The 11864-nt window shown below is 69.1% G+C and carries 12 protein-coding genes; 10 read left to right on the plus strand and 2 right to left on the minus strand.

Features of this window, described 5'->3' with window-relative positions:
• Positions 1 to 71: 71 nt before the first annotated feature.
• Positions 72 to 992, plus strand: a complete 921-nt coding sequence (locus ACFWP0_RS17805) for a LysR family transcriptional regulator (protein ID WP_377844195.1) — start codon at positions 72 to 74, stop codon at positions 990 to 992.
• Positions 993 to 1013: 21 nt separating this feature from the next.
• On the opposite strand, the gene lptF is transcribed toward ACFWP0_RS17805, so the two are convergent.
• Positions 1014 to 2117: an LPS export ABC transporter permease LptF gene (gene lptF, locus ACFWP0_RS17810; RefSeq protein WP_377844197.1), complete on the minus strand. Its 1104-nt coding sequence runs from the start codon at positions 2115 to 2117 to the stop codon at positions 1014 to 1016.
• Positions 2118 to 2174: 57 nt separating this feature from the next.
• On the opposite strand from lptF, the gene ACFWP0_RS17815 reads away from it, so the two are divergent.
• From ACFWP0_RS17815 to ACFWP0_RS17855, 9 genes are all read left to right on the plus strand, one after another.
• The gene (locus tag ACFWP0_RS17815) at positions 2175 to 3683 is read left to right on the plus strand and encodes a leucyl aminopeptidase (RefSeq protein ID WP_377844199.1); all 1509 of its coding nucleotides are present in this window, start codon (positions 2175 to 2177) and stop codon (positions 3681 to 3683) included.
• A gap of 22 nt (positions 3684 to 3705) precedes the next feature.
• Positions 3706 to 4167 (plus strand): DNA polymerase III subunit chi, encoded by a 462-nt coding sequence (locus ACFWP0_RS17820; protein ID WP_377844200.1) that lies wholly within the window; start codon positions 3706 to 3708, stop codon positions 4165 to 4167.
• A 63-nt stretch (positions 4168 to 4230) separates the two neighbouring features.
• On the plus strand, positions 4231 to 4572 hold the full coding sequence (locus ACFWP0_RS17825) for a hypothetical protein (RefSeq protein WP_377844202.1): 342 nt from the start codon (positions 4231 to 4233) through the stop codon (positions 4570 to 4572).
• Between the two features lie 131 nt (positions 4573 to 4703).
• A complete protein-coding gene (locus ACFWP0_RS17830; RefSeq protein ID WP_377844204.1) occupies positions 4704 to 5414 on the plus strand; it encodes a Bax inhibitor-1/YccA family protein in 711 nt (236 codons plus the stop codon).
• Between the two features lie 151 nt (positions 5415 to 5565).
• Positions 5566 to 6483 (plus strand): aldo/keto reductase, encoded by a 918-nt coding sequence (locus tag ACFWP0_RS17835; RefSeq protein WP_377844205.1) that lies wholly within the window; start codon positions 5566 to 5568, stop codon positions 6481 to 6483.
• A gap of 4 nt (positions 6484 to 6487) precedes the next feature.
• Positions 6488 to 7777 carry an NTP/NDP exchange transporter gene (locus ACFWP0_RS17840; protein WP_377844207.1) on the plus strand — a complete coding sequence of 430 codons (1290 nt, stop codon included), beginning with the start codon at positions 6488 to 6490 and terminating at the stop codon, positions 7775 to 7777.
• 90 nt (positions 7778 to 7867) lie between these two features.
• Positions 7868 to 8824, plus strand: coding sequence for a Bug family tripartite tricarboxylate transporter substrate binding protein (locus ACFWP0_RS17845; RefSeq protein ID WP_377844209.1), 957 nt, complete (start codon positions 7868 to 7870; stop codon positions 8822 to 8824).
• Between the two features lie 31 nt (positions 8825 to 8855).
• Positions 8856 to 9836: a succinylglutamate desuccinylase/aspartoacylase family protein gene (locus ACFWP0_RS17850; protein ID WP_377844211.1), complete on the plus strand. Its 981-nt coding sequence runs from the start codon at positions 8856 to 8858 to the stop codon at positions 9834 to 9836.
• Between the two features lie 3 nt (positions 9837 to 9839).
• A complete protein-coding gene (locus tag ACFWP0_RS17855) occupies positions 9840 to 10940 on the plus strand; it encodes a pyridoxal-phosphate dependent enzyme (protein ID WP_377844212.1) in 1101 nt (366 codons plus the stop codon).
• 15 nt (positions 10941 to 10955) lie between these two features.
• Here ACFWP0_RS17855 and ACFWP0_RS17860 read toward each other — a convergent pair whose 3' ends face one another.
• A complete protein-coding gene (locus tag ACFWP0_RS17860) occupies positions 10956 to 11864 on the minus strand; it encodes a LysR family transcriptional regulator (RefSeq protein WP_377844214.1) in 909 nt (302 codons plus the stop codon).

Here is an 11864-nt window from a genome sequence, read left to right on the forward strand (position 1 = left end):
CCTTGTGCATTCATGCACAACTAGAATTTGCCCGCCGCGCACCCTGCCGCGGGGGGCCGGAGAGGCGGATCGTGCTCGATTGGGACAGCCTGCGTTATTTCCTGGAAGTGGCCCGCACCCAGCGCGTCAGCGCGGCCGCGCGCAAGCTGGGCGTGGAGCACACCACCGTGTCGCGCCGCATCCGGGCGCTGGAAACCGAGCTGGACACGCTGCTGTTCGAGAAATCGCGTAGCGCCGGATTCGTGCTGACGGACGACGGCCAGCGGCTGTTCGTGCATGCCGAGCAAATGGAAAGCACCGTGCATACGGCCCGCGAAAACCTGTCGGGCATCGGCCAGGCGCTGTCGGGCCATCTGCGCATCGGCGCCACGGAAGGCTTCGGCAGCTACGTGCTGACGCCGCTCGCGGCGGACTTCCAGCGGCGCTATCCGCACATCACCCTGGATATCCTGCCGGTGCCGCGCTTTGTCAGCCTGTCCAAGCGCGAGGCCGACCTGGCCATCACCATCGAGCGCCCGCAGCGCGGCCCCTACGTGTGCAGCAAGCTGTGCGATTACACGCTGCGCCTGTACGGCACGCCCGGCTATCTGGCGCGCCATGCGCCGATCCACGAGCGCGCGGACCTGGCGGACCACACCTTCATCGGCTATGTGGACGAACTCTTGTTCAGCGAGCGCCTGCGCTATCTGGAAGACCTGCTGCCCGCCAGCAAGGTGGTGCTGCGCAGCACCAGCGTGGTGGCGCAGTACCACGCCGCGCTGCAGGGCCAGTCGCTGGCCATCCTGCCGTGCTTCATCGCGGCGCAGGACCCGCGGCTGAAACCGGTGCTGGAGAACGAGATCGCGATCACGCGCTCGTTCTGGATGTACTGCCATGAAGACCTGCGCAAACTCAAGCGCGTGACGGTCCTGTGGGAGTTCATCCGCAAGTCGGTGCTAAAGAACGCCGACCTGCTGGCCGGCAAACGCGGCACGATGAAATACCTGCCCTGACGGCGGCCCCATGCCGGGCCGCTATGCGCCGTCCTTGGGCGCCTTCACGCGCAGGCGCCGCATCAGCAGGAAGACGGTCAGCAGCGCCACCGCGCCGTGGATCGCCCACACGCCCACGCCAAAGCTGAGCTTGCCGCTGGAAATCCAGGCGCGCGACAGGTTGATCATGTTCATGTAGAGCAGGCCCACCAGGCCGGCGATGAGCAGGTCGCCCGAACGCCCCAGGCGCGGGTTCACCGCCCCCAGCGGAATGGCCAGCAAGGCCAGGTTCAGCGCCGCCAGCGGCAGCGAAATGCGCCACATGACCTGCGACCAGCTGCTGTCGGTGTTGTCTTGCATGAGCTGCGGCGTGGTGCGCGCCTTGGACGAACGTTCCGCCGCGGCGCGGGCCTCGGCCACGGGATCGCTGCCCGACTTGCTTTCCAGGCGCAGGCCGTACTTTTCAAAATGCACCAGCCGGATCTCGGGCGTGCCCGGCTTCAGGTCATAGCGATGGCCTTCGCCCAGCACCAGGAAGCGGTCGCCGTTGGGCTGGGTCTCGCTGTGCGCGCTGCTTGCGGTCAGCACGCTCAGCCATTCGGGACCGATCTCGCGCGCGAACACGTTGCCGAGTTCGTCCTCGGGGCGGACGGGATCTTCCGCGAAGAACACGCGGCTGCCGCCGGAGGATTCCGCAAACTGGCCGGCGGTGACCTTGGACAGGTCGGAACGCTGCTCGAACCGTTCGTGGTATTCGCCGATCTGGCGGTAGGCCCAAGGCGACGCCACCAGCGTCAGGCCCGCCACCGCCACCGCCACGGGAACCGCGACGCGCAGCACGGGCTTGAGCCAGTCGGCAAGAGACAAGCCGCTGGCGAACCACACCACCATTTCGGATTCGCGGTAATTGCGCGTAACCGTGGTCAGCACCGCGATGAAGATGGAGACCGCCAGAATGGTCGGCAGCGCGGTGATGGTCGACAGCGCGGCCAGCACCAGCACGACGTCCGCTCCGATGTTGCCGCCCGCCGCCTCGCCGAGCAGGCGCACGAGAAGCACGCTGAGCCACACGACGAGCAACGTGGAAAAGACAACGCCAGCGTGACTGGTGATCTCGCTGACGACAGAGCGTTTAAATAGAGACATGGGAGAATATGCGGGATAATCGACCGCATCATACACAGACGCACACGGGAAACCCTCATGGAATTTAGCACACAGACCACTGCTTCCCTGCACCAAGTCAAAACCGCCGCCCTCGCCGTCGGCGTGTACGCGGATGGCGTGTTGAGCCCCGCCGCCGACCTCATCGACCGCGCTTCCAACGGCGCCGTGCGCTCGGTGGTCAAGAGCGAGTTCCGCGGCCGCGCCGGTTCCACCCTGACGCTGCGCAACCTGCCGGGCGTCGCCGCGCAACGCGTGGTCCTCGTGGGCCTGGGCAAGCAAGACGAATACTCGGCCCGCGTCCACGCATCGGCCGAACAGGCCTTTGCGTCGGTCTGCGCCGCCGCCCAGCTCGCCGAAGGCGTGTCCACGCTGGTCGCCAACCCGATCGCCGATGTCGCCGTCGCCGCCCGCGCCCGCTGCGCCGCCGTTGCGGCCGGCAGCGCCACCTATCACTACGACGCCAGCTTCGGCAAGCCCGACCGCGACGCCCGCCCCAAGCTCAAGAAGATCGTCCAGGTTGTCGAGCGCGCCGACGCCGCCCAGGCCCAGAAAGGCCTGCGCGAAGGCGGCGCCATCGCCAACGGCATGGAACTGACCCGCACCCTGGGCAACCTGCCGGGCAACATCTGCACCCCCACCTATCTCGGCGACACCGCAAAGCGCCTGGCGCGCGAGTTCAAGTCGCTGAAGGTCGAAGTCCTGGACAGGAAGCAGGTCGAGGCGCTGGGCATGGGCTCGTTCCTGTCAGTGGCCCGCGGCTCCGAGGAAGCGCTGCGCTTCATCGTGCTGCGCCACGCCGGCGCCAAGGCGGCCAAGAAGGGCGCCAAGAGCGCGCAGGGCCCGATCGTGCTGGTCGGCAAGGGCATTACCTTCGACGCCGGCGGCATCTCGCTCAAGCCCGCGGCCACCATGGACGAAATGAAGTACGACATGTGCGGCGCCGCCAGCGTGCTGGGCTCGTTCCGCGCCCTGGCCGAACTGGAGCTGCCGCTGGATGTGGTCGGCCTGATTCCGGCTTGCGAGAACCTGCCCAGCGGCAAGGCCAACAAGCCGGGCGACGTCGTCACCAGCATGGCCGGCCTGACCATCGAGATCCTGAACACCGACGCCGAAGGCCGCCTGGTCCTGTGCGACGCGCTGACCTACGCCGAGCGCTTCAAGCCTTCGGCCGTCATCGACATCGCCACGCTGACCGGCGCTTGCGTCGTGGCCCTGGGCAACGTCAACACGGGGCTGTTCTCCAAGGACGACGCCCTGGCCGACGCGCTCGCGGCCGCCGGCCGCCAGTCGCTCGACACCGCGTGGCGCTTGCCGCTGGACGACGCCTACCAGGAACAGCTCAAGTCCAACTTCGCCGACCTCGCCAACATCGGCGGCCCTCCGGCCGGCGCGGTGACGGCGGCGTGCTTCCTGTCGCGCTTCACCAAGGCCTACCCGTGGGCCCACCTGGACATCGCCGGCACCGCCTGGCGCGGCGGCAAGGACAAGGGCGCCACGGGCCGCCCCGTGCCCCTGCTGATGCAGTACCTGCTGGATCAGGCTTGAAGCGCCTGCAACGGACACCGGCATGACGCGCATCGACTTCGCCTTCGGCGCGCCCGACCGCCTGCGCATGGCCTGCCAGGTCGTGCGCAAGCGCTTCCTGGCGGGGCAGCGGCTGGTGGTGTACTGTAAGGACGGCGCGCGCCTGGCCGCGTTCGACCGCATGCTCTGGGCATTCGACGACACCGCCTTCGTGCCGCACGTGCTGGCCAACGACCCGCTGGCTTCCGACACCCCGGTGGTGCTGACCGCCGGAGATCCGCGGCAGGCCGCGCAAGCGGCCAGCCAGGGCGACCAGCCCCAGCCCTGGCTGCTGAACCTCGACGACGACTGCCCGCCTGGATTCGACGCCTTCGAACGCCTGCTTGAAATCGTTTCGGACGATCCGCAGGACAAGCAGGCGGCGCGCCAGCGCTGGCGGGTGTACCAGACAGCCGGGCATACGCCGCAAAGCCACGACCTCAGCCGCCAGCCTTCTGGCGGCTGACCGCCACACCCGCCCCCCGGCGCGCGCCAGTCCGCCGCGCCCTCTTGAACTTCGGGAGTCCCCATGCCCTCTCGCCCCACCGACCCCGGCATCCCCACCCTGACCCAGCGGGCCGAGCCCTCTCTATATGGTCCCGCCGGCGACGACGATGCGCCCGTGCTGACGGAACTGGCCAACGAGCCCGGACCGGCGTACGCTGACGATGCCTTCCCCCTGCTGACGGATGTGGCGGATGCCGCCGCCCCCTTGCCCGACGCGACCGTGCTGGCCGCCCGCCTGCAGGCCGAGGTCGAGCAGCTCATGCGGGAAGCCCTGGCCGACGCCATCGACCAGATCCAGGCCCGCATGGATGCAGAATTACCGGTTATCGTTTCCCGGGTGCTCAATGGGGTCAGGCCGGGTTGAACCCCCGGCGGAAACCATCCGGCCCGCGGGCTAGTCCTTCCAAAAACTGGATTCTTCAGGGAACTGTAAGGTATCCTTCGCATCTAAGCCTTCTAGGCAATCACCATATTTGCCGTACACAGGAGTTCTCCATGAACGAATATCGTCCGTCCCCTTTTAACCGTTCCGGCCAGGTTGCCGGCGCGCCGGGCGAGGTCGCGCGCAACCAGGTCCTGCGCAACACCTATTGGCTCTTGGCCCTGTCGCTGGTCCCCACGGTGCTGGGCGCCGCTGTCGGCCTCTACACCGGCATCAACCGAGTCATGGGCGCCAGCCCGGGCCTGTCGGCCATCGTGTTCCTGGTGGGCGCGTTCGGCATGATGTTCGCCATCGAGAAGAACAAGAACAACTCGATGGGCGTGGTCCTGCTGCTGGCCTTCACGTTCTTCATGGGCATCATGCTGTCGCGCCTGCTCGGCTTCGTGATGGGCATGAGCAACGGCTCGCAACTCGTCATGACGGCGTTCGGCGGCACCGCAATCGTCTTCGGCACGATGGCCACCCTGGCCACGACCATCAAGCGCGACCTCTCGGGAATGCAGAAATTCCTGTTCATCGGCGCGGTCGTGATCCTGGTGGCGGCCCTGGCCAACATCTTCCTGCAGTTGCCCGCGCTGATGCTGACCATCTCGGTCATGGCCATCGTCGTGTTCTCGGCATTCATGCTGGTCGACCTGCAGCGCGTGGTTAATGGCGGCGAGACCAACTACGTGTCCGCCACCCTGGCCATCTACCTGGACGTCTACAACGTCTTCTCGAACCTGCTGATGCTGCTGGGCATCTTCGGCGGCAACCGCGAGTAATCGCCAGTCGCCAGACCAGTACCGGGGGCCTGCATACGCATGTAGGCCCTTTTTTATTGCCGGTCGCCCCACGACAAAAACGCCCCCTCGCACGGCAAGCCCCGCAGGGCGCGGCATGGCGATCTTTCCATTGCCCCGACGGAGCCCCGCCATGCCAGACCGCCGCCGCTTCCTCCAGACCGCCGCCGGCGCCGCCCTGCTTGGCCCGGCCTGGGCCGCCCAGGCGCTGAGCCAGACGCCCCCCATGCTCACGCGCGCCATCCCCTCCTCGCGCGAAGCGCTGCCGGTGATCGGACTGGGCACCGCCGACACCTTCAACGTGCCGCCCCGCGACGCCGCCGCCATGGCGCCGCTCGCGCAGGTGCTGGAGACGCTCATGCAGGCGGGCGGCAGCCTCATCGACACCGCGCCCAGCTATGGGCAGGCCGAGGCCGTCACCGGGGCGCTGCTGTCGCGCGACGGCGGCTTGCGCGCCCGGGTCTTCCTCGCCACCAAGATCAGCACGGAAGGCCGCGAATCGGCCATGCGCCAGGTGCGGCAATCCCAGAAGGCGCTGGGCAGCGAGAAACTGGACCTGATCCAGGTCCACAACCTGATCGACACCCGCAACCAGCTCGCGCTGCTGCGCGAACTGAAGCAGCAGGGCCTGACCCGCTATATCGGCATCACGCACTACACCGACTACGCGCACGACGAGCTCGCGGAATTGGTCGAACGGGAAAAGCCCGACTTCCTGCAGGTGAACCTGTCCGTCGGCTCGCGCAGCGCGGAAAAACGCCTGCTGCCCGCGTGCCAGGCCCATGGCGTCGCGGTGCTGATCAACCGTCCCTTCCAGGACGGCGCGCTGTTCCGCCAGGTCAAGGGCGTGGCGCTGCCCGCGCTGGCCGCCGACATCGACTGCACGTCCTGGGCGCAGCTATTCCTGAAGTTCATCATCGGCCACCCGGCCGTCACCGCCGTCATTCCCGCCACGTCCAAGCCCGCCAACATGGCGGACAACGCGCGGGCCGGCTTCGGCCGGCAGCCCGACGCCGCCATGCGCGAACGCATCGCCGCGCTGCTGGCCTGACGCCGTGGCGACCGCCCTCTCGTCCTGGCGCGCCCGCGCGGCGCAGGCGTTGGGGATAAGGCAGGAAGAACTGGCGCCGGCGGCCTGCGGCTTCGCGTTTTTCTTCTTCCTGTTCTGCGGCTACTTCATGCTGCGCCCGATACGCGAAACCATGGGCATCCAGGCGGGCGTGAACCAGCTGCAATGGCTGTTCACGGCCACCTTCGTCGCCACGCTGGCCGTGGTGCCGCTGTTTGGCTGGCTGTCGGCCCGCGTGCCGCGCGCCACCCTGCTGACCTGGGTGTACGCCCTCTTCGCCCTGACCATGGCAGGGTTCGCCGCGCTGCTCCTCCTGCAGCCCGGCAGCGTCTGGGCGGCGCGCGCGTTCTATGTGTGGCTGTCCGTGTTCAACCTGTTCGTCGTCTCCCTGGCCTGGAGCCTGATGGCCGACGTGTTCCGCATGGAATCGGCCAAGCGCCTGTTCGCGCTGATTGCCGCCGGGGCCAGCGCGGGCGGGCTTTGCGGGCCGCTGCTGGGCGCCCTGCTGGCGGGCGCGCTGGGCCCGGCCGGGCTGCTCCTGCTGTCGGCCCTGCTGCTGACGGCCACGCTGCCGCTCAAGCAGTGGCTGTTGCGCTGGCGCGCCGCCACGCGCGCCGAGGTCGGCCTGGAAGACATGCAGCGCCCCATCGAAGGCGGCGTCCTGGCCGGCATCTCGCGCATTTTCCGGTCGCGCTACCTCCTGGGCATTTCGCTGCTGGTGGTGCTGCTGGCCACGCTCAACACCTTTCTCTACATGGAGCAGGCGCGGCTGGTGGCGGACACGTTTCCGGACACGGCCCAGCGCATCCGCGTCTTCAGCGCGCTGGACTTCACCGTGCAGACGCTGGCGCTGCTGTCGCAGGTCTTCATCACGGGCCGGGTGGCCGCCCGCCTGGGCCTGCGCTTCCTGTTGACCGCGGTGCCGCTTGCCGTGGGGCTGTCGTTCCTGGCGCTTGCGGCCTTTCCCGTCTTCGGCGTGCTCGCGGCCGCGATGATCCTGCGCCGGGCCGGGGAGTACGCCCTGATCCGGCCAGGGCGCGAAATGCTGTTCACCGCGGTCCCGCCCGAAGACAAATACAAGACCAAGAACGTCATCGACACCGTGGTCTACCGCGGCGGAGACGCGGCCAGCGGCTGGGTCAAGGCGGGGGTCGACATGCTGGGCTACGGCGCCGCGCTGATCGCGCTGCTGGGCGCGGCGGTCGCCCTGGGCGCAGCCGCCGTGGGCTACGGGCTGGGAAAGCAGGCCGACGAGCGCAAGCCGGATAACCATTAGCTTTTTCCAAACAACCATCTCATAAGAACAAACAGATTCTTCCGATGGCGACCGCACAATGGCGCTGCTCTCAACGCCTCGGGAATCGTCATGAAACGCACTGCCTGCCTTGCCGCCCTGTTGCTCTGCCTTGCCGCGCCCGGCGCGCAAGCCGACTATCCCGAACGCGCGATCACGCTGATCGTGCCGGCCGCGGCGGGCGGCAACGCGGACATCACGGCCCGCCTGATCGGCCAGGAAATGAGCCGCCAGCTTGGACAGCCCGTGGTCGTGGAGAACCGCGTCGGCGCAGGCGGGCGCATCGGCACCCAGGCCGTGGTGCGCGCTCCTGCCGACGGCTACACCATTGGCTATGCCCACGTCGGCACGCTGGTGCTGCACCGGTTCCTGTTCAAGCAGCAGCTCTATGACCTGGACCGCGACATGACGCCGATCGGCCTGGTGGCCGAAACCCCCAACGTCATCGTGGTGAACGCCGCCTCGCCCTATCGCGACCTGAAGAGCTTCATCGAAGCCAGCCGCGCCCAGCCCGACCGCCTGACCATGACCTCGGCGGATCCGGGCACGACCAGCGAGGTCGGCGTGAAGCTATTCATCGCCCAAACCGGCGCCGCCGTGCGCCAGATCCCCTACAAGGCCACGGCCGCGCAGCTCTCCGACCTGCTGGGCGGCCACGTCGACTCCATGATGGAGAACCTGCCGCCCCTGATCGGCAACCTGAAGGACGGGCGCCTGCGCGCGCTCGCCGTCACCACCCGGAACCGCGCGGCGTCCAACCCGGATGTCCCGACTGTGGCCGAACAGGGCTACCCGGATTACGAGCAGTCCGCCTGGAGCGCGCTGGTTGCGCCCGCCGGCACGCCGCCCGCCGTCATCGCCCGCCTGAATGCGGCGATGAACCAGGCGCTGCGGTCGGACAACGTCAGCAAGGAATTGCGCAGCCGGTCCCAGGAGCCCCTGGGCGGCACGCCGCAAGACGTACAGACCCAGATTCGCAAGGAGCTGCCCAAATGGGAAAGCATCATCAAGGCCGCCACGCTGGATTGAAGCGGGCGCGCGCCCGCGCGGGAGCCGCCGCATGGTCCGCGTAAGCCGCGAGGATTTCTCCGTCGCCGCCGCGACCAATGCGTCGGCCTACCGGCGCGTCACGATCCCCATGTTGCGGGTCGAGGCGGGGCCCGGCCCCGCCGTTGCCCTGATCGCCGGCGTGCACGGCGATGAATGGGAGGGCCAGGCGGCCATCCTGGACTTGTGGCGCCGCCTGCCGGACATCCTGCAACGCGGCACGGTCTACCTGCTGCCCGCCGTCAACGCGCAGGCCTCGCTGGCCGGCACGCGGCTGTCGCCCGCCGACGGCGGCAACCTGAACCGCGCCTTCCTGGGCGCGCCGGCGCGCGGCTACACCGAAAGCGTGGCGGCCGCGCTGGAGGCCCGGCTGCTGCCGCGCGTAGAGGCCATGGTGGACGTGCACAGCGGCGGCGCATCCCTGCGCTATCTGCCGTCATCGGTGATCACGCGCTACGGCGACGACGCCTACGACGAGCGGCTGCCGGCCCTGGCGCGCGCCTTCGGCTTGCCCCATTGCGTGTTCTTCCGCGGCAACGAGGCCGGGTCCATGCCTGCCGCGGCCAGCCGCCATGGCGTGCTGCGGCTGAGCGCCGAGATCGGCGGCGGCGGGGAAACCAGCCGCAGCCTTGCGGACCGCTGCCGCGATGGCCTGCTGGGTTGCCTGGGCGCACTGGGGCTGCTGCCGGACCGTCCCCTGCCGCGCAATCGGGAAATCCGCCTTTATGACCTGGACGCGCCCGCCGCCACGCTGCGCGCCCGCGAACCCGGCGTGTTCGTGCCCGGCGTCGAGCTGGGGCAACCGGTCGCCGCTGGCGAGGACATCGGCAGCCTGATCGAACCCGCCCGCCCCGACACCCCCATCCGCACCCTGCTCAGCCCGCAAGCGGGCACGGTGGTCTGCCTGCGCGCCATCGCCCGCAGCGACGACGGCGACTGCCTGCTGCAGGTCGCGCCCGCCCTCCCCCTGGACTCCCTCGCATCAAAGTACTGACCCATGCAGATGAACCCTAGATTGTCCGGCCTGCGCTGTATCCGCTGCGCAAGCCTGTGGCCGCCCGGCGACTATCCCGAAGGCTGCCCGAGCTGCCTCGCCGCAGGCCATCCCGCCACCCTGGAATGCCGCTACGAGGCGTCCCCGGCGGACGGCGGCATCCCCTTGCCGGTGCTGGCTCCCGTCACGCTGGGCGAAGGCGCCACGCCCTGCCTGGACGCGATCGACCTGGCCCGCGCCGAAGGCGTGGGCCAGCTTTGGCTCAAGTGCGAAAGCGCCAACCCCACGGGCAGTCACAAGGACCGCATGGCGGCTCAGCTGGTGTCGCGCGCCCGCCTGGCCGGCGCGACCCGCGTGGCGGCGGCCTCCAGCGGCAATGCCGGGGTCTCGCTGGCCGCCTATTGCGCCGCGGCCGGCCTGCAGGCCGATATCGCCATCACGCGCACCTGCCCGCCCCTGCAGCGCGAAGCCATGCAGCGCTTCGGCGCGCGGCTCAGCGTCTTCGAGGACAGCCTGGGCCGCTGGCCGTACGTGGCGGCCCTGTGCCGCAACCAGGGCGCGTTCGCCGGCACCAACTACCTCAATCCGCCTGTCGGCACGCATCCCTACGGCGTGGAGGGCTACAAGCCCATCGCCCAGGAGATCCTGGATGGCTGCGGATTGCCCACCGACATCATCGTGCCGACGGCGCGTGGCGATCTGCTCTGGGGAATTTTCCTGGGCTGGCAGCACTTGCTGCATAGCGGGCGCATCGCGCGCCTGCCCCGCCTGCACGCGGTCGAGCCCTACGCCCGCTTGTCGCGGGCCCGCGCCTCGGGCGATGCGCGCGGTCTCTGGGAGGGAGCGACTGCCCAGTACTCCATCGCGGGCGGCACCTGCACGCTGCAGTCGCTGGAAGCCTTGTCGCGCTCGGGCGGCACGCCCGTGGAGATACCCGATCCCGCCGCCGCCCAGGCGCAGCAGCGGCTCGAACGCATGGGGCTCGGCGCCGAACTGTCGTCCGCCGCCGCGCTGGCCGCGGTGTCGCGCCTGCGCCGCTCGGGCGTGCTGGACGCGGAGTCGTCGGTGGTGCTGATGGTGACGTCCGACGGGCGCCGCGACTGATCGCGGCGCCCGGTCCTAGACGCCGAAACGATCGATCAGCGGGGCCAGCGCGCCGCGCAGGCAGGTGGCCCAGAATTTGCCTGCTTCGGACAGGGGCCGGCTGCCATGCAGGATCATGTGGCATTCGAAATGCACCGGGGCCGCGAGCGGGCGATAGCACAGGCCCGCCGCCTCCATGCCGACCGCCGTCGCGGGGTTGGCGATGCCGACCCCGTGCCCCGCCAGCGCCAGTTGACAAACGGTGCTGGAATACGGGGTCTCGATGGCCACCCTCAGGCTCCGGCCCGCCTGGCGCAGCAGCGAGTCCAGCCGCTTGCGCGAGCCGTCCTCCGCGTTCAGGGCAATCACGTCCGCATCGGCCAGATGCGAAAAATCCACGCGCTCCAGGCGCGCCAGCGCATGCCCCGCCGGAAACACCGCCACCGCGCGCAGGCTGGCCAGCCGATGGCCCCGCAGCCCCTCCAGCTCCGATTCGTCGGCGACCGCCGCCAGGTCGAGTTCGCCCGACACCACCATGTCGCGCAAGGTATTGGAATCGCGGATCTGCAGATACAGCGGAGTGTCCGGATAGCGCGTGCGAAAGCGCGAGATCGCGTCGCTGACGATGGCGCCGCTGTACGCATGGATGCAGCCGATGCGCAGCCGCGGCTGGGCTGCCCCGCGGATCGCGCGGATCTTGCGCGCAAGGCTTTCCAGGCCGACATTCAGGCGGCGGATTTCCTCATATAGCAGCGTGGCCTCGGGCGTGCGCTGCATGCGCTGGCGCACGCGCTCGAACAGGCGCAGCTCGATGCTGGCCTCCAGCGCGGCCAGGGTGGCGCTGACCGTAGCGGGCGACACATCCAGCCGCCGGGCGGCAGCGGTCACGCTTTCCGTTTCATAGACGGTGCGGAAGGTTTCGACCTGTTTGAGCGTGAAGGTCAT

The sequence above is a fragment of the Achromobacter sp. NPDC058515 genome (assembly GCF_042721735.1).
Lineage (GTDB): Bacteria > Pseudomonadota > Gammaproteobacteria > Burkholderiales > Burkholderiaceae_B > Achromobacter.